At 62.0% G+C, this 21,466-nt stretch carries 20 protein-coding genes; 5 read left to right on the top strand and 15 right to left on the bottom strand.

The window, feature by feature from the left end:
* Window positions 1-60 precede the first annotated feature (60 nt).
* From G7048_RS12485 to G7048_RS12460, 6 genes are all read right to left on the bottom strand, one after another.
* Entirely contained in the window at window positions 61-1,554 is a 1,494-nt protein-coding gene (locus G7048_RS12485; protein WP_166068448.1) for a M81 family metallopeptidase, read from the bottom strand.
* A 21-nt stretch (window positions 1,555-1,575) separates the two neighbouring features.
* Window positions 1,576-2,286, bottom strand: a complete 711-nt coding sequence (locus tag G7048_RS12480; protein WP_166068447.1) for an ABC transporter ATP-binding protein — start codon at window positions 2,284-2,286, stop codon at window positions 1,576-1,578.
* Window positions 2,283-3,086: an ABC transporter ATP-binding protein gene (locus G7048_RS12475; protein WP_166068446.1), complete on the bottom strand. Its 804-nt coding sequence runs from the start codon at window positions 3,084-3,086 to the stop codon at window positions 2,283-2,285. Before G7048_RS12475 ends, G7048_RS12480 begins: the two co-directional genes overlap by 4 nt.
* Window positions 3,083-4,084 carry a branched-chain amino acid ABC transporter permease gene (locus G7048_RS12470; protein ID WP_166068445.1) on the bottom strand — a complete coding sequence of 334 codons (1,002 nt, stop codon included), beginning with the start codon at window positions 4,082-4,084 and terminating at the stop codon, window positions 3,083-3,085. The genes G7048_RS12475 and G7048_RS12470 overlap by 4 nt, the downstream gene beginning before the upstream one ends.
* An 18-nt stretch (window positions 4,085-4,102) precedes the next feature.
* Entirely contained in the window at window positions 4,103-4,963 is an 861-nt protein-coding gene (locus G7048_RS12465) for a branched-chain amino acid ABC transporter permease (protein WP_166068444.1), read from the bottom strand.
* Between the two features lie 241 nt (window positions 4,964-5,204).
* Window positions 5,205-6,407, bottom strand: coding sequence for an ABC transporter substrate-binding protein (locus G7048_RS12460; protein ID WP_166068443.1), 1,203 nt, complete (start codon window positions 6,405-6,407; stop codon window positions 5,205-5,207).
* A gap of 274 nt (window positions 6,408-6,681) precedes the next feature.
* Between G7048_RS12460 and G7048_RS12455 the strand changes: the two genes are divergently transcribed.
* Both G7048_RS12455 and G7048_RS12450 read left to right on the top strand, forming a co-directional pair.
* Window positions 6,682-7,593, top strand: coding sequence for a FadR/GntR family transcriptional regulator (locus G7048_RS12455; RefSeq protein WP_166068442.1), 912 nt, complete (start codon window positions 6,682-6,684; stop codon window positions 7,591-7,593).
* A 137-nt stretch (window positions 7,594-7,730) separates the two neighbouring features.
* The gene (locus G7048_RS12450; RefSeq protein WP_166068441.1) at window positions 7,731-8,726 is read left to right on the top strand and encodes a tripartite tricarboxylate transporter substrate binding protein; all 996 of its coding nucleotides are present in this window, start codon (window positions 7,731-7,733) and stop codon (window positions 8,724-8,726) included.
* A 650-nt stretch (window positions 8,727-9,376) separates the two neighbouring features.
* Here the strand turns inward: G7048_RS12450 and G7048_RS12445 are convergent.
* Together G7048_RS12445 and G7048_RS12440 are read right to left on the bottom strand one after the other, a co-directional pair.
* A complete protein-coding gene (locus tag G7048_RS12445; RefSeq protein ID WP_166068440.1) occupies window positions 9,377-10,894 on the bottom strand; it encodes a CoA-acylating methylmalonate-semialdehyde dehydrogenase in 1,518 nt (505 codons plus the stop codon).
* A gap of 303 nt (window positions 10,895-11,197) precedes the next feature.
* A complete protein-coding gene (locus G7048_RS12440; protein WP_166068439.1) occupies window positions 11,198-12,562 on the bottom strand; it encodes an aspartate aminotransferase family protein in 1,365 nt (454 codons plus the stop codon).
* A gap of 260 nt (window positions 12,563-12,822) precedes the next feature.
* Between G7048_RS12440 and G7048_RS12435 the strand changes: the two genes are divergently transcribed.
* The 3 genes from G7048_RS12435 (at window position 12,823) to G7048_RS12425 (ending at window position 15,537) form a co-directional block, all read left to right on the top strand.
* Window positions 12,823-13,704, top strand: a complete 882-nt coding sequence (locus G7048_RS12435; protein WP_240933318.1) for a LysR family transcriptional regulator — start codon at window positions 12,823-12,825, stop codon at window positions 13,702-13,704.
* Between the two features lie 130 nt (window positions 13,705-13,834).
* The gene (locus G7048_RS12430) at window positions 13,835-14,956 is read left to right on the top strand and encodes a transglutaminase-like domain-containing protein (protein WP_240933262.1); all 1,122 of its coding nucleotides are present in this window, start codon (window positions 13,835-13,837) and stop codon (window positions 14,954-14,956) included.
* A gap of 5 nt (window positions 14,957-14,961) precedes the next feature.
* A complete protein-coding gene (locus tag G7048_RS12425) occupies window positions 14,962-15,537 on the top strand; it encodes a TlpA disulfide reductase family protein (RefSeq protein ID WP_166068437.1) in 576 nt (191 codons plus the stop codon).
* Window positions 15,538-15,555: 18 nt separating this feature from the next.
* Here the strand turns inward: G7048_RS12425 and G7048_RS12420 are convergent, their stop codons facing one another.
* The 7 genes from G7048_RS12420 to G7048_RS12390 are packed head-to-tail and all read right to left on the bottom strand — an operon-like array spanning window position 15,556 to window position 21,455.
* The gene (locus G7048_RS12420; RefSeq protein WP_166068436.1) at window positions 15,556-16,119 is read right to left on the bottom strand and encodes a PAS and helix-turn-helix domain-containing protein; all 564 of its coding nucleotides are present in this window, start codon (window positions 16,117-16,119) and stop codon (window positions 15,556-15,558) included.
* Window positions 16,120-16,157: 38 nt separating this feature from the next.
* On the bottom strand, window positions 16,158-16,823 hold the full coding sequence (locus tag G7048_RS12415; protein ID WP_166068435.1) for a 3-oxoacid CoA-transferase subunit B: 666 nt from the start codon (window positions 16,821-16,823) through the stop codon (window positions 16,158-16,160).
* Entirely contained in the window at window positions 16,820-17,521 is a 702-nt protein-coding gene (locus G7048_RS12410; RefSeq protein ID WP_166068434.1) for a 3-oxoacid CoA-transferase subunit A, read from the bottom strand. Before G7048_RS12410 ends, G7048_RS12415 begins: the two co-directional genes overlap by 4 nt.
* Window positions 17,522-17,552: 31 nt before the next feature.
* On the bottom strand, window positions 17,553-18,731 hold the full coding sequence (locus G7048_RS12405; RefSeq protein ID WP_166068433.1) for a thiolase: 1,179 nt from the start codon (window positions 18,729-18,731) through the stop codon (window positions 17,553-17,555).
* Window positions 18,728-19,135: a Zn-ribbon domain-containing OB-fold protein gene (locus tag G7048_RS12400; RefSeq protein ID WP_166068432.1), complete on the bottom strand. Its 408-nt coding sequence runs from the start codon at window positions 19,133-19,135 to the stop codon at window positions 18,728-18,730. The genes G7048_RS12405 and G7048_RS12400 overlap by 4 nt, the downstream gene beginning before the upstream one ends.
* Complete coding sequence (locus tag G7048_RS12395; RefSeq protein WP_166068431.1) at window positions 19,132-21,243, bottom strand: 3-hydroxyacyl-CoA dehydrogenase NAD-binding domain-containing protein; 2,112 nt, start codon at window positions 21,241-21,243, stop codon at window positions 19,132-19,134. The genes G7048_RS12400 and G7048_RS12395 overlap by 4 nt, the downstream gene beginning before the upstream one ends.
* A complete protein-coding gene (locus G7048_RS12390; protein ID WP_166068430.1) occupies window positions 21,240-21,455 on the bottom strand; it encodes an acetyl-CoA carboxylase biotin carboxyl carrier protein subunit in 216 nt (71 codons plus the stop codon). Before G7048_RS12390 ends, G7048_RS12395 begins: the two co-directional genes overlap by 4 nt.
* Window positions 21,456-21,466: the final 11 nt, after the last annotated feature.

Raw genomic sequence — 21,466 nt, 5'->3', positions numbered from 1 at the left:
TCTCAGGACATATGGGTTGGATTGTATGTATCGATAACCTAAATGTCTAAGGACAAATCCCTATATACCAAGATCAAGCGGATACACCGGTCGCACCACATTGCTGAAAACAAAACGCGAGTAGTCCGACGTGGTCACACCGGGACTGTCGCATTCGACCAGACCTGCGGACAAGGGCACAAAAACGGGTCTGCAATACATGCGTGATTTCAAAAGCAAGTAGCGTGCCTTGGTCGGGGCGATGCCCACGCAATGGAACACGCCAAGGTCCCATGGCTCGTGCGTCTGCTCCGTCACCACGATCTGCGCATCGCCCATGTCGAACAGCGCCGTGCGGCCCATCTGGCACTCCATGCCGTTGTAGATGGGGCCGCTCACGATGTACTTGCCATCACTGAGTTTGCGCACCACACCGCGCACACGCATGGGCTTCTTGTGCATGCCCAGATGTTCCAGCGAGAGCTTGTTGCCCAAGTCGATGTCGATCTCTGCATCCTCACCTGCAGCGAACATCTGCGCCACCGCCTGCGGGTCGCACAGCGGCCCCACGGCGATGCCTTTCATGCCCAAAGACAGTGCGGTCTGCAGCACTTCCATGGTGTCGCAGGTGCCGCCCGACATGCAGTTGTCCCCATGATCGAGCAACAGCACGGGCTTGCCATCGGCCTTCTCGGCCAACGCCTGCGCGCGCTGGAGCGATGCTTCCAGCGGCTCGCTGTCGTAGACGAATTCGGCGCGGCGCTGCCACACGGCCCGGTCGGCAAACGCATCGATCACCGCTTGCTGCGTGCCCGCCGTGCCCTTCTTGACGGTGGCGACCACGCTCACGCAAGGTGCAGGAATGTCGGCCAGCGAGAACCCACCGAACACCGACATCGCCGGAAAGCCTTGCTGCTGTTCCATCACCTTGGCCTGCTCGCAAGCGTCCTTCATGGGGCCGTTCAGCGTGGTGCTGCGCAGCGTGTGGCTCATCAGGCGCGTGGGCTTCCAGATCACTTCGTACTGCGCCTCGCCGCGCCACATCTCCAGCAGCAGACGACCCGCGTGTTCGCCCGTTTCATACATGTCGATGTGCGGGTAGGTCTTGAAGCCGACGATCACATCCGCATTGCGCACGATCTTTTCGGTGATGTTGCCGTGCAAGTCGAGCGCCACGCCAATCGGCACACCGGGTGCGGCCTTGCGCACGCGCTCCAGCAGATCGCCTTCACCGTCGTTGTTGTTCTCGGCCACCATCGCGCCATGCAGATCGAGCAGGATCGCATCGCAACCGGGCACGGCCTCGACGATGCGGCGCGTGAGTTCGTCATACGCGGCCGCATGCACCGGGCCACTCGGATTGGACATCGCGGAGACCGGCGTGACCAGCTCCGCGCCTTCGGCCTCGGCCAGTTCAATGAACGCGGCCATCGCCGTGCGCATGCCCTTGTTGGCGCGATACGCGTCGGCACCATAGGTCGGCGCAAAGGCTTCGATGGGCGTGGGAACCGGCGAGAACGTATTGGTCTCGTGGTTCAGACGCGCGATCAGGAATCTCTTTTTCGGGGAACTCATAGCAACTCACTTCAGGCCAAATCAGGCCATGCCAACACCAAGGTATCTGTCTTTCACCGCCTCATCTGCGATGAATTCCGCATTCGTCGCCTCATGCACCACCGAACCCTGCTCGATGATGTAGTGGCGATCTGCGAGCTGCGTGCAAACCTCGAGGTTCTGCTCGACCAGCACGATGGACACACCCGCCGCCTTGATCACCTTGAGCTGCGCGACGATCTCTTCCACGATCACCGGCGCGAGGCCTTCCACGGGCTCGTCCAGCATCAGCAGACGCGGCGCGTTCATCAGCGCGCGGCCAATCGCCAGCATCTGCTGCTCGCCGCCCGAAAGCTGACCGCCACCGTTGGTGCGGCGCTCCTTGAGGCGCGGAAAAATCTTGTAGATGTCATCCAGTTGCCAGGGCGATGATTTGCGCTGCCCGAGCATCAGGTTCTCTTCCACCGTCAGCAGCTTGAAGATGCCGCGATGTTCAGGCACCAGACAGATGCCGCGCTGCGCCACCTGATGGGTTGCGAGCTTGCTGGTCACTTCGCCTGCAAAACGGATCTGGCCTTGCGACGGCAGCATCGCCCCCGCAATGCATTTGAGCGTGGTGGTCTTGCCCGCGCCGTTGCGCCCCAGCAGCGTGACCAGTTCGCCGTCGTTCACATGCAGCGAAACGCCTTGCAGCACGTGGCTTTTGCCATAGTGTGCGTGGATGCTTTCGACTTGAAGAATCGGTGCCGTCATGCCTTTCCTCCGGTGATCATGTTGCCAAGATAGGCCTTGCGCACGCGGTCATCGTTGCGGATGTCGTTGGGCAAGCCTTCGGCCAGCACGCGACCTTGCTGCATCACGGTGATGGTGTCGGAAATGTCCATGACGATGTTCATGTTGTGTTCGATGAGAACCACCGTGTGCTCGGTCTTGAGGCTCTGGATGAGATGCTTCATCTCGTCCAGGTCGTCGATGCCCATGCCCGATGTCGGTTCGTCCAGAAAGATGGCCTTGGGCTTGGCTGCAAGCGCCATGCCAACTTCAAGACGGCGCTGCTGACCGTGCGAGAGATTGCCTGCGGGCGTGTCGGCAAAGCGCTCCATGCCGATCTTGGCGAGCACGCTGGCGACCGTATCCTTGCGCGACAGGTTACCGACGGGCGATCGCCAGCAATTGAGTGCCTGCGCGGGCGACACGCCTTGCGCCGCGAGACGCAGGTTCTCGCGCACGGGCAGCGTGAGGAACAGACTGGTCACCTGGAACGAGCGCGCCATGCCACGGCGCACGCGCACATGGTCTGGCTCGCGTGTTACGTCATGGCCATCGAAAACGATTTTTCCGCCGCTCACCGTTTTGGTGCCGGTAAGCATGTGGAACAGCGTGGTCTTTCCCGCGCCGTTCGGGCCGATGACGGAGTGCACGGTGTTGGCGCGCACCTTGATGTCCACGCCACCCAGCGCCACGAACTTGTCATAGCGCTTTTCCACCCCCACGGCTTCGAGCAGAATGGGATTGTTGTTTGCCGTCGTTGTTCTTGTCGTTGTAGTCGTCATGCGTGGCCTCCCTTGGCATCGGCTTGCGCCGCCGTGCCATCACCGTCATTCGATTTCTTGCCACGCACCAGTTGCCACAGCTTCTGGCACAGACCCCAAAGCCCGCCCTGCATGCCAAGGCTCACGACCATCAGCACCACGCCCAGAATCAGCAGCCAGCGCGGCCACAGCGTGGACAGCCAATCGCCCAGCAGCACGTAGAACGCAGCACCGAGCAGCGATGCCAGCAGATTGCCCGTGCCGCCAATCACCGTCATCACGAGGATCATTTCGCTGGTGTGGTATTCGGCGTTGGACAACGGCGCAATGCCCGTCATCAGTGCGTGCAGCGCACCCGCCAGACCTGTGACGGCACCGGAGATCACGAAGGCCTGCAGCTTCAGCAGACGCAGGTTGTAGCCGACGGCGGCGGCGCGTTCTTCGTTGTCGCGCACAGCCAGCAGCGTGCGGCCGAAGATCGAGTCGGACACGCGGCGCAGCAGCCAGTAGACGATGAGGAACAGCACGGCGACGAAGCTGTAGTACTGCCACGGCGTCTCCAGCGGCAGAATGGTTTGACCGCCCAGCGTGAGCGACTTGCGCGGGATGTCCATCAGACCATTGTCACCACCGGTCAGGTCGCTTGCGCTGTACGCGACGAAGTAGAACATCTGCGCGAACGCGAGCGTCAGCATCACGAAGTAGGTGCCCTTCTGGCGAATGGCAACCCAGCCGACGATGGCCGCGCCGATGCCGCCCATCACCACCGCAGCGAGCAGCGCCAGCGGCATGGAGATCGGCAAACGCGTGAGCATGATGCCCAGCGTGTAGCTGCCCAGCCCAAAGAACACGCCCTGGCCGAATGACAGCAGACCGGTGTAGCCGAGCAGCAGATTGCAGGCCATGGCGGCCAGCGCGTAGATCAGCACCTCGCTCGCGAGCGAGCCGGACTTCATGAACAGCGGCATGGCGATGACGATCACCACCGCAATCAAAAATTGGTAATGCTTGGAATTCATGGTGTGGCGACCCTTACCTCAGACTTGGCGACCCAGCAGGCCGTTGGGACGCAGCAGCAGCACAGCCGCCATCGCCACGTAGATCATCAGACTCGCGCCGGGCGGCCAGATGGTGCTCATCAGACTTTGAACGATGCCGATCAGCAAGCCACCCACAAGCGCTCCGCTGAAGCTGCCCAGACCACCCACGACCACCACGACAAAGGCCACGCCCAGCGCTTCCACCCCCATGAACGGACTCACGCCGCGAATCGGTGCCGCCAGCACGCCAGCCAACGCGGCAAGACCCACGCCAAGGCCGAAAACGAGGCTGAAGATGGCCAGAATGTTGGTGCCGAGCAGCGCCACCATTTCGGTCGATTCACTGCCCGCACGCACGATGGAGCCCAGGCGCGTGCCTTCCAGCACATACCAGATGATCACGGCCAGCACGGCGGTGAAGCCGATCACGAAAAGACGGTACTTGGGATAGATGAAGCTGCCCCACATGACCACGCCGTTGAGCAGATCGGGCGTTGGCACGCTGTCCCCGAGCGGACCCCAGATCATGATGACGACTTCCTGCACGATGAGCGCAAAGCCCACGGTGATCAGAATGTGGAATTCATGCGGCTTGGAATAGACATGTCGCAGGATGAGTTTTTCGGTGATCCAGCCGATGGCGCCGACCGCTACGGGCACGACGATGAGGGAGAGCCAGAAACTCATTCCCCACTGGTTCATCTGGTAGCAGAAGTAAGCGCCCAGAAGATAGAAGGTGCCGTGCGCGAAGTTGACGAAGCGCAGCAGGCCGAAGACGATGGAGAGCCCCACCGCCAACAGGAAGTACAGCATGCCGATGCCGATCCCGTTGATCGTTTGAAGCAGGTAGATGCTCATGGGGTATCTAACTTATTTGGGATACGAAGCCTGTGCGGCTTCGGTTGGTTGTTCGTGCGGAGGTGCCAATACAGCCCTTCATGCGTTGTTGCGAAGCCTTGGCCAGTACCAAAGTACTGTCTGCGGCTTCGACGCCTGGCCTGAAGGGCTGTCTTGGCATTGGGGTGCTGATTCGAGCGCCCTGAACTCTGCGCAGGCCGCTGTGGCCTGTGCGAGCTTCTGTTGTGCAGTGGCCGTTCGATCAACCCATCTTGCAACCGGTCTGATCCACCGCCAGGAACGACTTGCCGGAGCTCACGATGTCGGCGTAGTCGTCCTTGTTCTTCATCTTGGACTTGGCCTTGCCCTTGAGCAGGTAGTAGTTCTTGAGCACCTGGTGATCGGCCTTGCGGATTTCTTCTTCGCCGGTCAGGCCCTGGTACTTCATGCCTTCCATCGCGGCGATCACGGCCTTGGTTTCCACCGTGCCGGCCTTGATGATGGCGTCGATCATCAGCTTGGTGCAGATATACGATCCGGCCAAGCTGTAGTTGGGGTTGAACTTGAACTTCTCGTTGGTGCGTTTGACGAGGTCCAGATTCTGCGGCACATCGACGGTGTGCCAATACTGCGCGCCGAAGTAGATGCCGTCACACAGGTCTGCGCCCAGCGATTCGAACTGCTCCAGACCCGAGGCCCATGCGATCAGGATCGTCATGTTCTTGTTCATGCCGAAGCTCACCGCCTGACGCAGCGTGTCGGACGATTGCTGGCCGAAGTTCAGGATCAGCAGCACGTCGGGCTTGGCGGCGACAGCATTGGTCAGGTAGCCGCTGAATTCCTTTTCGGTCAGCGAGTGGTAGCTGTTGCCCACGTGCTCGATGCCGCGTTCCTTGAAGATGTTCTTGGCGGCGGTGAGCAGGCCATCACCGAACACGTATTGCGGCGTGATGGTGTACACGCGCTTGGCCTTGGGGTGCGCGTCCAACAAGGGGCGCACGGTCTGCTCGATTGCACCGAAGGTGGGCACGGACCAGCGGAACGTTGCACTGTTGCAGTCCTTTCCGGTGATTTCATCGGCACCTGCGGTGGTGATGAAAATGCCGCCAGCCTTTTCTGCTTCCTTGCCCATCGCGAGCGACTCGGACGACAGAATGCCACCTGCAAAAAACTTTGTGCCTTGCTGCGATGCGTCCTGCACCTTGCGGATGGCGGTGGCGGGCTTGCCTTCGGTGTCCAGCAGCGTGTAGCCGAGCGGACGATTGAGCGCCTTGCCGTATTGCTCGATCGCGAGCTTCATGCCCAGATCGGCGAACTTGCCGTTGGCCGCAAACGCACCGGACATGGGAACCGGGCAGCCGAACTGGATGGTGTCTTTGGCCTGAGCCCACGCGCTGTGCGTGAGACCGAGAGAGGCTGGCAGTGCGCCGAGCGCGGACATTTGCAGGAAGTTGCGACGTTGCATGAAGTGGGTCTCCGGGTTGATTTGAGGCCGATATGGCCTGCTTTGTTATCGGAGCACGATGCGTGCCAGAACATCGTGAAAAGGCGTGTTGGCAACGTGCGCTCCTCAAATACTATTTATAGTGACAAATAGAACAAATATGACGGGTACAAACCCTAGAGCATGGTGATAACGCGTGGACAAGGTGCATACTTGTTCGCCATGCGAATGCGTGCTCACGTGCCCGCCACAAGCAGCTCGATGCACCTTCCAGCAGCCGAACAAAAGCTCTCATATGGCAACCAAGAAGTCTTCTTCACCGATGGCGATCAAGCAGCTCAAACGCTCCGATCTGGTCGCCCAGGAAATCAAGCGCATGATCACCGAGCGCAATCTCAGCCCCGGTGACCGACTGCCGCGCGAAAGCGAATTGCAGGCCCAGTTCGAGGTCAGCAAGGGCACGATTCGCGAGGCGCTCAAGTCGCTTGAAGTGCAGGGCCTGATCACCATCTCCACCGGCCCATCGGGCGGTGGAACCATCGTCGAAGTGCCGCTCGATCGCACGCTGCAGTTCATGCAGAACTACCTGTTCTTCAAGGAAGTCACGATCGACGACATCTACGCCGTGCGCATGATGCTCGAACCCGAACTCGCCGCCGGTGCCGTACCGCATCTCACCGAGGCCGACTTCGAAGCGCTGGAGCACAGCATCGTCTGCTGCGACCCCACCTCAAGCCACGGAGACCTGATCACGCAGCGCCGCGAAGACGTGAACTTCCACGACATTCTTGCGGCGGCCAATCCCAACCCGTTCCTGCGTTTCACCTGCGAGCTGATCAACGAAATGATCCGTCAGCTCATCGTCTTCGGCAACCGCACGCCACAGACCGAGCACCGCCGCTTCGGCGAGGAAAACGCCAACTACCACCGCGACATCGTCGATGCCGCGCGCGAACGCGATGTGGAACGCGTGCGTGCGCTGATGGTGCAGCACATGCAGGATGCGACACGCTCCGTCAAACGCATGAAGGGCCGCATACAGGGCCGTTTGATTCTCGACGCCGACTCGCTGCGCAGCCCGCGTGCGGCGGTGACGCTAAGCACCAAAGCGCCGCCCACGAGAGCCGCGAAGGCCATTCCCACCAAAAATCCGGTCAAGCCACGCGCAACCAAAAACACCCGGATCAGCGGTACGAAAGTTGCTTGAGACAGACCGTTTGGCGTTCCTTATCTCCACATTGACGAGAAGAGCGTCAATCCCCTGTTTCGTGTAGGTATTGCATCACGCACTGATAAGCTCGCGCGCCGCGAGAACCATCCAACTCAACATCCCGCGAGGAGTACATGTCCCTTTCCCCACGTAGCGCACTGCGCACCATCGCCGCTGCTGCTGCAGTCATGTCCGTGTTGTCCGCACCGGTCGCTCATGCCGACACGGGCGCTTATCCCAACAAGCCGATCCGCCTGATCGTGCCTTACGCCGCTGGCGGCTCCACCGACATCATCGGCCGACTGCTCGCACAGAAGATGGGCGAGAACATGGGTGTCTCCGTGGTCGTGGACAACAAGCCCGGCGCGAACGGCACCATCGGCTGCGACTACGTGGCCAAGCAACCGGCAGACGGCTACACCATCATCCTCGGCGACGTGGGCTGCATGGCCATGGCACCCGGCCTGTACACCAAGCTGCCTTACAACCCGCTCAAGGACTTCAGCGTGGTGAGCCTCGTGGGCCGCAGCCCGCTGGTGCTGACCGTCGGCGCAAAGAGCCCGCTCAAGTCGGTCGCCGACCTGACCGCCGCCGCCAAGGCCAACCCCGGCAAGCTGAACTTCCCATCGTCGGGCACCGGCGGCCCCAACCACCTGGGCGCCGAGCTGTACGCGATGCAAGCCAACGTGAAGGTCACGCACGTTCCGTACAAGGGCAGCGCACCTTCCGTGGTGTCGCTCGTCGCTGGCGAGACCGACTTCGGTTTCCTCACCGCTGTCACCATCAATGCGCAACTCAACGCAGGCAACGTGAAGGCCCTGGCCGTCGCGCACACCGAGCGTCTGCCTGCCATGCCGAACGTGCCCACCTTCATCGAGCAAGGCCTGAAGGGCTTCACGGCCGATGCATGGTTCATGGCCTCCGTGCCCGTGGGCACACCACAACCCGTGATCGACCGCCTCTACAAGGAAATCGCCAAGGCCCTGCCCGACGCCGAAGTGAAGACCAAGTTCGACTCGGCAGGCGTGCTGCCGTCGGGTCTGGACCCCAAGGCTTCAACCGCGTTCCTGAACGATGAAGTGAACAAGTGGCGTGCGGTGATCAAGACGGCGAACATCACGTTGGATTGATTTTTCGTTTTCAGTAGCGTTGCTACTGATCTATCCGAGTGAAGCCAGCACTGGATTCAGGTGCTGGCTTTTCTTTTTTGAGGCTGCTTGCCGGGTGTTCGCCCCGGCGGGCGAGTAACTTTTTGCTTGCGCCAAAAAGTCACCAAAAATCGCTTTTGAATACCCACGATAGAACTCCCTGCGCGACTGCGTCGCTCCGCTCGGGCAACTATCGTGAGTCAGACCAAAAGCTGGGGAGGGCGCTGCTGCACTCTTCGGTACAGCAGCGGGGGCGCGAGTATCGCAACGAAATGATCTTGGTTGGTAAGCGTTGAATCGCGAGTCAAATAAATTCTTCACAGCGCTTATGCCCAAGCATCTCGCGCAGTCGCGAGATGCAGCACGAGCAACGCGAAGTGCCGTGACACACCTCTTATGAAAACACTGACTCGCGGCGGTTGCCCGAGCGGAGCGCGCAGCGCGAAGCGAGTTCTGCCGCGTGACCCCGAATTCAAGCGTGCTTTTGGTGACTTTTCGCGCGCAAGCGAAAAGTTACTCGCCCGCCGGGGCGAGACCCGACCTCCGTAAGCAACCACACAACCACCACAAAAACAAAAAGCGCGAACCCCAAAAGAGTCCGCGCCCAAAATACAGCTAACTAAAGAAGAAGATTACTTGCTGCTAGGAAAGCTGAACATAGTCCCCTCACGCACTCCAGCCGAAGGCCAACGCTGCGTGATCGTCTTGCGCTTCGTATAGAAACGCACAGCATCCGGACCGTAAGCGTGCAGATCGCCAAACAGCGAACGCTTCCAACCGCCGAACGAGTGATAAGCCACAGGCACTGGCAATGGCACGTTCACGCCCACCATGCCGACCTGGATGTGGTCGGTGAAGTAGCGAGCGGCTTCGCCGTCGCGCGTGAAGATGCAGGTGCCGTTGCCGTACTCGTGGTCGTCGATGAGCTTCATCGCTTCCTGCAAATTCTTGGCGCGCACCACGCCAAGCACGGGGCCGAAGATTTCTTCTTGATAGATCTTCATGCCGGGCTTGACGTCGTCGAACAGGCAGGCGCCGAGGAAGTAGCCTTCTTCGTGACCGGCGACCTTCACGCCGCGGCCATCGACCACCAGCTTGGCCCCTTCGGCGACACCGGAGTCCACATACGCCTTCACCTTCTCGAAGTGCTGCTTGGTGACCAGCGGGCCCATGTCGTTGCTGTTGTCGGTGCCGGGGCCGACCTTCATCTTGTCGATTTCGACCTTCAGGCTTTCGATCACGGCGTCAGCGGTTTCGTCACCGATGGCGACGACCAGCGGGATCGCCATGCAGCGCTCGCCGCAGCTGCCGTAGGCCGCGCCCATCAAGGCGTTGACGGCGTTCGGGATGTCGGCGTCGGGCATGACGATGGCGTGGTTCTTCGCGCCGCCCAGAGCTTGCACGCGCTTGCCGTGCTTGCAGCCTTCGGCGTAGATGTATTCAGCGATCGGAGTGGAGCCCACAAAGCTCACGGCCTTCACGCGTGGGTCTTGCAGCAGGGTGTCCACTGCGACCTTGTCGCCGTTCACGACGTTCAGCACGCCTGGTGGCAGACCGGCTTCCAGTGCCAGTTGGGCGACGAGCATGGTGCTCGATGGATCGCGCTCCGAAGGCTTGAGCACAAAGGTGTTGCCGCAAGCGACGGCCATGGGCCACATCCACAGCGGAACCATGGCGGGGAAGTTGAACGGGGTGATGCCTGCCGTCACGCCGAGGGCCTGGAACTCGCTCCAGCTGTCGATGCCGGGGCCGACGTTGCGGCTGTGCTCGCCCTTGAGCAGTTCGGGGGCGTAGCTCGCGTATTCGACGTTTTCAATGCCGCGCTGGAGTTCGCCGTGCGCATCGGCCAGCACCTTGCCGTGTTCAGCGGTGATCAGGGCGGCGATCTTGTCTGCGTTTTCTTCGAGCAGCACCTTCAGCTTGCTCATCACGCGGGCGCGCTTGAGCGGAGGGGTGTTGCGCCATGCGGGGAAGGCTTTTTCTGCCGATGCGATGGCTTCTTCGACCGTGGCTTTGCTGGCCAGAGCCACGTTGGTGGAGGATTGGCCGGTGGCTGGGTTGAAGACGGGCTGCGTACGTTCGGTGTCCGTGACGATCTTGCCGTCAATAAGATGGCCCACCGTAGAAGTAACGTTCTTGTCGTTGTTCATGATGTGTTTGTCTACTCTTAGGGGAAGCCTTACGGCTTCGATTCGTTATTCGTTTTAAGGTGACGATATAGGCCTTCATGCGGTGTTGCAGAAGCCTTGCCGTACAGGAAGTACTGTCTGCGGCTTCGCGCCTAGCCTGAAGGCCTATCTCGTCATTGTGACTGGAGATTCAGGTGCTCTGCATGCTGCTGAGTCCTGCTGTTTCAAAACCAAATCCCAAGCCAGATCCCATTTTTATGTGTTGTCTGCTTTTTTGAAAAAAGAGGCTACCGCCGGGGTCGGTAGCGATAGCTTCTTGAAAAATCAAGCAACTGACTTGATGGTGTCGCCGAGGGCATTGATCAGGCGGTCGATTTCTGCGCGCTCGCTGATGAAGGGAGGTGCCAACTGGATGGTGTCGGCACCGTAGCGCACGTAGAAGCCAAGTTCCCACATCTTCATGGCGATTTCATAAGGGCGCTTGGCGGGTTCGCCTGGGGCATGTTCGATGGTGAAGCCTGCGGCCAGTCCGTAGTTGCGGATGTCGGCGATGTGCTTCACGCCCTTCAGGCTGTGCACTGCGCTTTCAAAGTACGGTGCCAAGGCCTTCACGCGGCCTGGGCCGTCTTCTTTTTCCAGCAGGTCGAGCGCTGCAACGCCGGCGGCGCAGGCAATCGGGTGAGCCGAGTAGGTATAGCCATGCGCGAATTCGAGCATGTACTCGGGGCCGCCTGCTGCCATGAAGGTGTCGTAGATGTCCTTGCTGGCCACGCAGCCGCCCAAAGGCTGTGCGCCGTTGGTGACTTGCTTGGCGAAGTTCATGATGTCGGGCACCACGCCGAAGGCGTCTGCGCCGGTCATCGTTCCGCAACGGCCGAAGCCGGTGATGACTTCATCAAAAATCAGCAGGATGTTGTTCTGCGTGCAGATCTCGCGGATGCGGTCGAGATAGCCCTTGGGTGGAATCACCACGCCAGCGGAACCGGCGAAGGGCTCGATGATGACGGCGGCGATGTTGCTGGCGTCATGCAGCGCGATCACGTCCAGCAGCTTGTCGGCCAGCGCGCGTCCGCCCTCTTCGGCCATGCCCTTCTGGAAGGTGCCAGCCGGTGGTTGGGTGTGCGGGATGTGGTCAGCGGCAATGCCCTGACCGTACATCTTGCGGTTGCCGCCGATGCCGCCGACGGAGATGCCGCCGAAGTTCACACCGTGATAACCCTTTTCGCGGCCGATCAGCACGGTCTTGCTGGCCTGGCCCTTCAGACGCCAGTAGGCGCGTGCCATCTTGAGCGAGGTGTCTGCGGCTTCGGAGCCGGAGCCGGTGAAGAACACGTAGTCCAGACCCTTGGGCGTGATGTCCTTGATCTTGTTGGCCAGCTCGAACGACGATGGGTGGCCGAACTGGAACGCGGGGGCGTAGTCGAGTTGCAGCGCTGCCTTGCCGATGGCTTCGGCGATTTCGCGGCGGCCGTGGCCGAGGCCCGTGCACCACAGGCCCGAGAGGCCGTCAAAAATCTTGCGGCCCTTGTCGTCACGCAGGTAGGCGCCTTCGGCACCGACGATCATGCGCGGATTGGCCTTGAAGTTGCGGTTGCCCGTGAACGGCATCCAGTGCGCGTCGAGCCAGGCGGCGTCGGTGCGCACGGCTTGCGATGCGGTGTTGGTGTCTGGGGTGGTGGTGATGCTCATGTGCGTCTCCAGCAGGGTCGGGCAAGGCGTTGATCGAATTGAGAAATTCGCTGGCAGCACCCTGCCAGCTTGAGTGCATTGTTGGGCGCTGCAATAATCCGGTAAATAGCACAATGTCACTGTTTACTTGAGGATTTATGAAAGTAAAAAAACCCACCCCGAAATCCACCGCCAAACGCCCTGCCGCCACCGGCAAAACCCGCGCCAAACAGACGCCGCAGGCCACGCGCAACCGCGCCGTGCTGGGCCAGATCAGCGACATGGATCTGCGCCTGCTGCAGGTGTTCAAGGCGGTGGTCGATTGCGGCGGCATGTCGGCGGCGGAGCTGGAGCTGAACATCGGCACCAGCACGGTGAGCCGCCATGTGAAGGATCTGGAGATGCGGCTTGGCCTCACGCTGTGCCGCCGTGGGCGCGCGGGTTTTGCGCTCACCGCCGAAGGCCAGCGCGTGTATGAAGAAACGCTCAGGCTGCTGTCGTCCGTGCGCGGTTTTCGCGACAGCATCGACGACATCCATGCGCGCATGGGCGGGCAACTGGCGGTGGCGGTGTTCGACAAGACGGCGAGCAACCCGGCCGCGCGCATCGGCGATGCCATCGGCGCGTTCAACACGCTCGCGCCCGATGTGCATCTGCAGTTGCATGTGGGCTCGATCAACGAGATCGAACGCGGCGTGATGGACGGCACCTTCCAGATCGGCATCATCCCCACGCACCGCAGCTCGCCGAGTCTGGTCTATCACCGCTTGTTCGGCGAATCCATGCAGTTGTATTGCGGCGTGGGGCACGCGCTGTTCGGCGAGAGGCACGACGATCTCGATTGGGACGCCGTGCGCGACTACCCGTTCGCCGGGCTGGGCTACCACTCGCCCAATATGGAGCTGACGCATCAGGCCAAGCTCACGCGCTCTGCCACCGGCTTCGACCAGGAATCCATCGCCACGCTGATTCTCTCGGGCCGCTATCTGGGCTTTCTGCCAGACCACTACGCGCAGATGTTCGAGGCCACGGGCCGCATGCAGGCGATTCGGCCCGAGCTGCTCAATTACTACTGCGATTTTGTGAGCCTGACCCGCAAATCGCCGCAGCCCAGCCGCGCGGCGGCGGCGTTCACGCAATGCCTGGTGGATGCACACGCGTAAGCGCTTGCTTTCCAGCGGTTCCCGAATGGCAGCGGCTGCGCCATGGAAAACCCTTGGGTGCTAGGATCGCCGCACTCTGGTTGATTCCGCCGTGGCGAGCACGCCATGCCCCACAAGGGATCGGCCATCCATGAAGCCAATACTCCAGAACAACACCATCATGCAGCGCCGCCATTTCCTCGCCCTGTCCACCCTCGCCGCCACCTCCGGCAGCTTTCAGAACGCGTTTGCCTCGGCGCACGAATCGCTCGTGGGCTGGCGTCGTTATGAAGTCGTCACCAAGGTGAACGTGGCGGAGAAGACCGCGCAGGCGAGCGTATGGATTCCCGTGCCGATCACCTCGCTGGAAAACTACCAGCGCACGCTGGATGTGTCGTTCACCGCGCCCGGTGCCAAGAGCGCCAAGCTGGTCACGCTGCCCGGCACGGATGTGCGCATGGTCGTCGTGCAATTCGCCGATGCCAACGTGCCGCAATCCGTCGAGGTCGTGAGCCGCATCGCCACGCAGGACCGCGCGGTCGATCTGGGCGCTGAAGGACATGCACGCAAGGCCTCTGCCGCGCTGCTGCGCCCTTATCTGCAGGCCACATCGCTTGCGCCGCTCGACGGCATCGTCAAGCAGACCGCCGACAAGATTCAGGCCGATGCCGGTCACCCCAAGGACACCATCGCCAAAGCCCGCGCGATCTATGAATGGATCGTCGAGAACGCCAAGCGCAACCCCGCCACCGCAGGCTGCGGCACGGGCGACGTGAGCTACACGCTCACCTCGGGCAATCTGTCGGGCAAGTGCGCCGACCTGAACGGCCTGTTCACCGCCCTCGCCCGCGCCACGCGCATCCCCGCACGCGACGTGTACGGCGTGCGCGTGGAAGACTCGGCCCGCGGCTTCAAGAGCATGGGCAAGAGCGGCGACATCTCCAAGGCCCAGCACTGCCGCGCCGAGTTCTACGCCGACGGCTACGGCTGGATTCCGGTCGACCCCGCCGACGTCGCCAAGGTCATGCTCGAAGAGCAACCCGGCGGCCTGCCCAAGGATGCGCCCAAGGTGCGCGCCGCACGCGCCCTGCTGTTCGGCGCATGGGAAGGCAACTGGATGGCCTACAACACCGGCGCCGACGTGCGCCTGCCGGGCTCCAATCGCACCGAAGGCTTCCTCATGTACCCGCAGGGCGAAACCGCCAACGGCCGCGTGGACAGCCTCGACCCAGCCAACTTCGCCTACACCATCCACTCGCGCAAACTGGCCTGATCGCGATGACGACAACGCCGCCACTGTCCTCCCATCGCCGGGAATGCCTGCTGAAACTGGGCGCACTCGCCGCGCTGAGCGGCAGCGCTGGCGGCATTGCGCACGCGGTGCAACCATCAGACGCCAAGGAAGCCAGCGGCGGCAAGCTCAACCCATGGAAACGCGGCGCAACGCCCGCGCTGCTTGCCCAGACCATGGATGACCGCAAGGTCACGCTCAAGGACTACCTCGGCAAGCCGCTGATCCTGAATTTCTGGGCGTCGTACTGCGGCCCCTGCCGCTTGGAAATGCCGGCGTTCAACCTGCTGATGGATCTCTACAGCGACAAGGGCCTGCGCGTGCTCGGCGTCAACCACGGCGAAATGCCCGCCCGCGTGCAGCAGTTTCTGAAAGCCGTTCCGTTCAACGGCGACGTGCTGCTGGACCGCAGCCAGACGCAGATGAAGGCATGGAACGCCTACGCGCTGCCGACCAGTTTTCTCATCGACGCCAAGGGGCAGGTGCGCTGGTGGCATGTGGGCGAAATCGACTGGACCGAGTGGGATGCGCAGGACAAGTTGCAGCGTCTGGTCGATGCCTGAACCACGCTGATTTTTTCGTCAGACCCGCCCCACCAATTTCGCAATCAGCTCGCTCGTGCTCGACACATCGAACTTGCGCATCAACCGCGCCCGATGCGCCTCCACCGTGCGAAAGCTGATGCCCAGCTCTGCGGCAATCTGCTTGCTCGATTTTCCTGACACCAGCGACCGCGCAATCTGCCGCTCGCGCGCAGTGAGCGGCGTGGTCACGGGGCGCTCGGCGGACATGTCGTCGAACACCCAGACCGTCAGCGCAAACGGGTCCACCCGGTCGGCTGTGCGGCCCGTCACATGGCACCAGAACAGCGATCCATCCTGCTTGCGCATGATGCGTTCATCGCCGTAATTGCCCGTCTCGCGCATGGCGATCAACGCGCGCGAGCCCGTGTCTTCGAACTCCGACGCGGACGGGTACAGCACCGCCAGCGACTGCCCCAGCAGGGCCTGCGGCGGGTAGCCGAAGATGTCGCAGAAAGACTGGTTGTACGAGCGAATCTGCCGATGCTGCGCGACCAGCAGGCCCACGGGAGCGAGGTCAAAGACCAGAAGCTGGTGATCGATGTCTGTGTCGCTGTCGGCCATGCGCTGATGTTACTGCATGGCCACCCCTCAAACAGCGCTCAGTCGCGGCGCAGCGGTGCTCCCGTCATGGCTTGCAGTTGCTCGAACGTGAGGCCATCGACCATCGAACGAACGACCAATCCATCCGGCGTCACGTCGATCACCGCGCAGTCGGTGTAGATGCGATCGACCACGCCCGCGCCGGTCAGCGGATAGGTGCATTGCTCGACGATCTTCGGTTGGCCGTCCTTGGTGGTGTGCTCCATCACCACGACGACCTGCTTGGCTCCTGCCACCAGATCCATCGCGCCGCCGACTGCGGGAATGGCATCGGGCGCGCCCGTGTCCCAGTTGGCAAGATCGCCGTTGCTTGCGACCTGGAAAGCGCCGAGCACGGAGACGTCGAGATGACCGCCGCGCATCATCGCGAACGACATGCTGTGATCGCAGATCGATGCGCCGGGCAGCAGCGAGACGGGTTCCTTGCTCGCGTTGAGCAGGCTGGGATCGACCGTGCCATCTGCAGGGCCGGGGCCCATGCCGAGGATGCCGTTTTCGCTGTGCAAAATCACATCGCGGCCAGCGGGCAGGCATTTGGAGATCAGCGTGGGGATGCCGATGCCAAGGTTCACGTAGCTGCCATCGGGAATGTCGTTGGCGACCTTACGCGCGATCTCTTCGCGGATGAGGCGCTTGAATGTGTTCGTGTTCGTGCTTGTACTCATGGTTTGGCTCCTTGCGCATGGATCGGCACCTGCACGACACGTTGCACGAAGATGCCGGGCGTCATCACGTTCTCGGGCACGAGCGCGCCCAGCGGCACGATCTCATCGACCTGCGCGACGGCGGTCTTCGACGCCATGCACATCACCGGGCCGAAGTTGCGCTCGGCATTGCGGAACATGAGGTTGCCCCACGGGTCCGCACAGCGCGCCTTCACCAAAGCGAAGTCGCCATGCAACGGGTTCTCCAGCACGTAACCCACGCCGTCGATCACGCGGGTTTCCTTGCCCTTGGCAAGCACGGTGCCGTACGAAGTGGGTGTGAAGAACGGACCCAGTCCCGAGCCCGCCGCGCGCATGCGTTCGGCCATGGTGCCCTGGGGCACGCATTCCAGCTCGATCTTGCCTGCGCGATACCACTCGGCAAACGCTTCGGCGTTCGGAATCTTGGGGTTGGAATTGCGCGCGAACGAGCACACCATGCGGCGCACGCGACCCGCTTCGATCAACTGGCTCAGGCCGTATTTGCCGTTGCCCGCGTTGTTGTTGACGATGGTGAGTTCGCGCGCGCCCTGATCAAGCAGCGCGCAGACCAGCTCGGTCGGCACGCCCGAGATGCCGAAACCGCCGATCATGATGACCGCGCCATCCTTCACGTCGCGCACGGCTTCCGCCAGCGAATCGACGACCTTGTTCAGCATGGTTGAACTCCCGATGAACGAGCGCGTTGCATCACAGCGTTTCCTCCAGACCGAAGAGGGCCGTGGATTGGCTGGACAGCGTGCCGCCATTGCCATGCGCCAGCGCGACCTTCGCGTCCTTCACCTGGCGCTCGCCGCATTCACCGCGCAGTTGTCGCACGGCCTCGATCACGAGGAAGATGCCGTACATGCCGGGGTGTACGCACGAGAGGCCCCCGCCATTTGTGTTGACCGGCAGACGCCCGCCCGGCGCAATGCCGCCGTTCTGCACGAACGCACCGGCCTCGCCTTTTTTGCAGAAACCCAGGTCTTCAAGAAACAGCAGCGTGTTGATGGTGAACGCGTCGTAGAGACCGACCACGTCCACGTCCGATGGCTTGAGGCCCGCCATGTCGAATGCACGCTGGCCCGATTCGCTGGCCGATGTGACGGTGAGGTTTTCCATGCAGGAAATCTGCCGGTTCCACACCGCTGTGGCGTTGCCCAGCACGTAGACCGGCTTTTGCTTTTGCGCCTTGGCACGGTCGGCACGCATGAGCACGAAAGCCCCTGCGCCATCGGTGACGAGGCAGCAGTCACGCACGGTGAGCGGCGTGGAGATCATGCGCGAGTTCAGCACGTCGTCGATGCTGAGCGGATCGCGCATATAGGCTTCCGGATTGAGCTGCGCCCAGCGGCGCGCTGCCACCGCCACCTCGGCCAATTGCTCGCGCGTGGTGCCGAATTCATGCATGTGGCGCGACGCGGCCAGTGCATAGGCCGTGGGCGGCAGCATGGGTTGATACGGGTGCTCGTAAGGCAGCGGATCGATCAGCTTGAACGCGTCGGTCATGCCCTTGCGCGAAAAGGTACCGGTCTTCTGCGTGCTTCCGTAGCAGACCAGCACAGCGTTGCATTGGCCACTTTCGAGCGCCATCATCGCGGGCATCAGATGCGCGATGAAACTCGACCCGCCGAGCATGGTGCTGTCGATGAACTGCGGACGCAGACCCAGATATTCCGCCACTGGCAACGCCCACATGCTCGCAGCCGAGCTGCAGGTGGCGAGGCCATCGATGTCCTGCATGGTGAGGCCTGCATCGGCGACCGCCTTGGTCGCAGCCTGCGCGAGGATTTCCATGACGGTGAAGCCATGCGCCTCGCCGATTCCGGCCTGCCCCACACCGACGATCGCGGACTTGCCGCGCAGATCACGGAGGTTGCTGCTCATTGCGCACCTCCTGCTTGGTTTGCCGGTGCAAAAACCACGAGCGGCTTTCCTTCTTTCTCAACGATGCGTGCCTTGAGCGGCATGCCGATCTTCACCGTGTGCGGATCGCAATCGACCACATTGCTCATCATGCGCGCGCCTTCCTGCAGATCGACCAGCACGACGGCGTAATCCGTGTTGGTGCCGGGCTTGCCCATCACCACGCTGCACGCATGCACCGCGCCGTTGCCGCTGGCCGTGCGCCAGCTCAGTTGCGTGCTGCCGCAATGCGGGCACAGCACACGCGGATAGAAGATGTGGCGCGCGCAGCCATCGCATTGCTGGATGCGGAACTCGCCTTGCGCGAGATAGTTCTGAAAGGCCGCATCGGGCCCACTCGGGGTGTTGGTCTCGGGGCTCGTCATGCTTGTTTTGTGGGAACTTCGTACGAGGAAATCGGCTTGCCTTCGGCCACCAGTTTTTCGAACAGCGGTGCGGGCGTCCACAGCTCGCCATGGGCCTTGTGGAATTCGCGGATGCGTTCGAGCACCTTGGGCAGGCCCACAGTGTCGGCATAGAACAGCGGGCCGCCGCGACCTGCGGGAAAACCGTAGCCGTTCACGTAGATCACATCGATGTCGCTGCCGCGTTGCGCGATGCCGTCTTCGAGAATGCGTGCAGCCTCGTTGACCAGCGCATACATCGTGCGCTCGACGACTTCCTCGTCGGTGATGGCGCGGCGTGTGATGCCCGACTCTGCCGCGCAGGCCTTGATGATGTCTTCGACCTTGGGATCGGGAATCGGCGCGCGGCTGCCTGCTTCATAACGGTAGAAGCCTTCGCCGGTCTTCTGGCCCAGACGGCCCGACTCGCACAGCCGGTCAGCGATATGGCAGTAACGGATGTGCTTGGGTCGCGTCGGCGCAAGGCGCTTGCGTGCAGCCCAGCTGATGTCGAGCCCCGCCATGTCGCCCATGCGCAGTGGCCCCATGGCCAGACCGAAGCGCTCGAGCGCTTGATCGACCTGCTGCGGCGTGGCGCCTTCTTCGAGCAGAAAATGCGCCTCGCGCGTGTATGGGCTGACCATGCGGTTGCCCACGAATCCATCGCACACGCCCACCACGGCGGGGATCTTGCCGATGCGCTTGGCCACCGTCAGCACGGTGGCGAGCACATCGGGCGCAGTTTTGTCGGCACGCACGATCTCCAGCAGCTTCATCACGTTGGCAGGGCTGAAGAAATGCAGACCCACCACGTCCTGCGGACGCTGCGTGACGGCTGCGATGCTGTTGATGTCCAGGCGCGACGTGTTGGTGGCGAGAATCGCGCCGGGCTTGCAGATCTGGTCGAGCTGCGTGAACAGATCATGCTTGACGGTCATGTCCTCGAACGCGGCTTCGATCACCAGATCCACATCGGCAAGCTGGCGCATGTCGGTCGTGCCGCGAATGCGCTCCACGCGCGTCTGCATGTCGACCGCTGCAAGCTTGCCCTTGCTGACCGTGGCCTCGTAGTTGCGTTGGATGGTGCCAAGGCCTTTTTGCAGATTCGCATCGGTGACTTCCACCAAAGTGACGGAATAGCCCGCGTTGGCGAACGCCATGGCGATGCCGCCGCCCATGGTGCCTGCGCCGATCACGCCCACGCGCTGCACATTGCGCAGCGGCGCATCCTGCGCATCGCGCGGTGGCTTGGCGGCCTCGCGTTCGGCAAAGAACAGATGGCGAATCGCCTTGGACTGTGTGCCGTTCACCAGTTCCATGAAGCGCGCGCGCTCGAACGTCAAACCGTCTTCGAGCGAGCTGCGCGTGGATGCTTCCACGCAGGCAATGCATTGCAGCGGCGCTTCCATGCCGCGCGCGGTCTTGCGTGCGTTCTCGCGCGCTTTCTCGAACAGCTCTGCGGCGTTGGCGGGCGCATTCACGGGCATCTTGCCCGTGGCACGCAGTGCCGTGTTCGTGCCCAACTGGCCTGCAAACTTCACGGCATTCGCGATGAGGTCGCTCTCGAACACCGCATCGAGCACGCCCGCTTCCAGCGCCGCCTTGGCCTTCACGGTCTTGCCGGTGACGATCCAGTCCAGCGCCTTTTCCACGCCGATCAAACGCGGCAGACGCTGCGTGCCACCGCCGCCAGGCAGCAGGCCCAGCTTCACTTCGGGCAGCGCCACATTCGCATCCGAAAGTGCGACGCGCCAGTGGCAGCCCAAAGCCATCTCCAGACCGCCACCCAATGCGGAGCCGTGGATTGCGGCGATCACCGGTTTGGACAGATTCTCGATGCGCGAGATGAGCTGCGGTGTCGTGGGCTCCGACGTGCTCTTGGGTGTGTTGAACTCGCGGATGTCCGCTCCGCCCGAGAACATGCGACCATCGCCCGTGAGCACGATGGCATCGATGTCGGCATCGGCCAGTGCCGCATCCAGCCCCGCGCTCACATGCTGGCGCAGTGCGAACGAAATGCCGTTGACAGGAGGATTGGACCAGGTGATCACGGCCACGCGGCCATGACGGTCGAACAATGGCGTGCTCATTGCAGTTCCACCAGCGGCTGGCCTTCGGTGATCTCGTCGCCTTCAGCGACGAGAAACTTCGCGACCTTGCCGGAGCCTTCGGCTTCGACGGGAATTTCCATCTTCATCGATTCGACGATCAACACGGCATCTCCCGCCGACACGGTGGATTGCGGCTCGACGCACAGGCTCACGACGCGGCCGGAGAGTGGGGATTTGAGGGTGGATGGCATGGCTTCTGGTC

The organism is Diaphorobacter sp. HDW4B (genome assembly GCF_011305535.1).
Classification (GTDB): Bacteria; Pseudomonadota; Gammaproteobacteria; order Burkholderiales; family Burkholderiaceae_C; genus Diaphorobacter_A.
Note: the sequence above shows the minus strand (reverse complement) of the source record. Positions and strands in the feature narration are given on the sequence as shown.

Bases quoted from the DNA above. Each gene is read 5' to 3' on its own strand.
- G7048_RS12455 (WP_166068442.1), top strand. From the start codon at position 6,682: ATGGCAACCAAGAAGTCTTCTTCACCGATGGCGATCAAGCAGCTCAAA.
- G7048_RS12440 (WP_166068439.1), bottom strand. From the start codon at position 12,562: ATGAGCATCACCACCACCCCAGACACCAACACCGCATCGCAAGCCGTG.
- G7048_RS12470 (WP_166068445.1), bottom strand. From the start codon at position 4,084: ATGAATTCCAAGCATTACCAATTTTTGATTGCGGTGGTGATCGTCATC.
- G7048_RS12430 (WP_240933262.1), top strand. From the start codon at position 13,835: ATGAAGCCAATACTCCAGAACAACACCATCATGCAGCGCCGCCATTTC.
- G7048_RS12450 (WP_166068441.1), top strand. From the start codon at position 7,731: ATGTCCCTTTCCCCACGTAGCGCACTGCGCACCATCGCCGCTGCTGCT.
- G7048_RS12400 (WP_166068432.1), bottom strand. From the start codon at position 19,135: ATGACGAGCCCCGAGACCAACACCCCGAGTGGGCCCGATGCGGCCTTT.
- G7048_RS12420 (WP_166068436.1), bottom strand. From the start codon at position 16,119: ATGGCCGACAGCGACACAGACATCGATCACCAGCTTCTGGTCTTTGAC.
- G7048_RS12480 (WP_166068447.1), bottom strand. From the start codon at position 2,286: ATGACGGCACCGATTCTTCAAGTCGAAAGCATCCACGCACACTATGGC.
- G7048_RS12475 (WP_166068446.1), bottom strand. From the start codon at position 3,086: ATGACGACTACAACGACAAGAACAACGACGGCAAACAACAATCCCATT.
- G7048_RS12415 (WP_166068435.1), bottom strand. From the start codon at position 16,823: ATGAGTACAAGCACGAACACGAACACATTCAAGCGCCTCATCCGCGAA.
- G7048_RS12395 (WP_166068431.1), bottom strand. From the start codon at position 21,243: ATGAGCACGCCATTGTTCGACCGTCATGGCCGCGTGGCCGTGATCACC.
- G7048_RS12410 (WP_166068434.1), bottom strand. From the start codon at position 17,521: ATGCTGAACAAGGTCGTCGATTCGCTGGCGGAAGCCGTGCGCGACGTG.
- G7048_RS12485 (WP_166068448.1), bottom strand. From the start codon at position 1,554: ATGAGTTCCCCGAAAAAGAGATTCCTGATCGCGCGTCTGAACCACGAG.
- G7048_RS12445 (WP_166068440.1), bottom strand. From the start codon at position 10,894: ATGAACAACGACAAGAACGTTACTTCTACGGTGGGCCATCTTATTGAC.
- G7048_RS12465 (WP_166068444.1), bottom strand. From the start codon at position 4,963: ATGAGCATCTACCTGCTTCAAACGATCAACGGGATCGGCATCGGCATG.
- G7048_RS12405 (WP_166068433.1), bottom strand. From the start codon at position 18,731: ATGAGCAGCAACCTCCGTGATCTGCGCGGCAAGTCCGCGATCGTCGGT.
- G7048_RS12460 (WP_166068443.1), bottom strand. From the start codon at position 6,407: ATGCAACGTCGCAACTTCCTGCAAATGTCCGCGCTCGGCGCACTGCCA.
- G7048_RS12435 (WP_240933318.1), top strand. From the start codon at position 12,823: ATGGATCTGCGCCTGCTGCAGGTGTTCAAGGCGGTGGTCGATTGCGGC.
- G7048_RS12390 (WP_166068430.1), bottom strand. From the start codon at position 21,455: ATGCCATCCACCCTCAAATCCCCACTCTCCGGCCGCGTCGTGAGCCTG.
- G7048_RS12425 (WP_166068437.1), top strand. From the start codon at position 14,962: ATGACGACAACGCCGCCACTGTCCTCCCATCGCCGGGAATGCCTGCTG.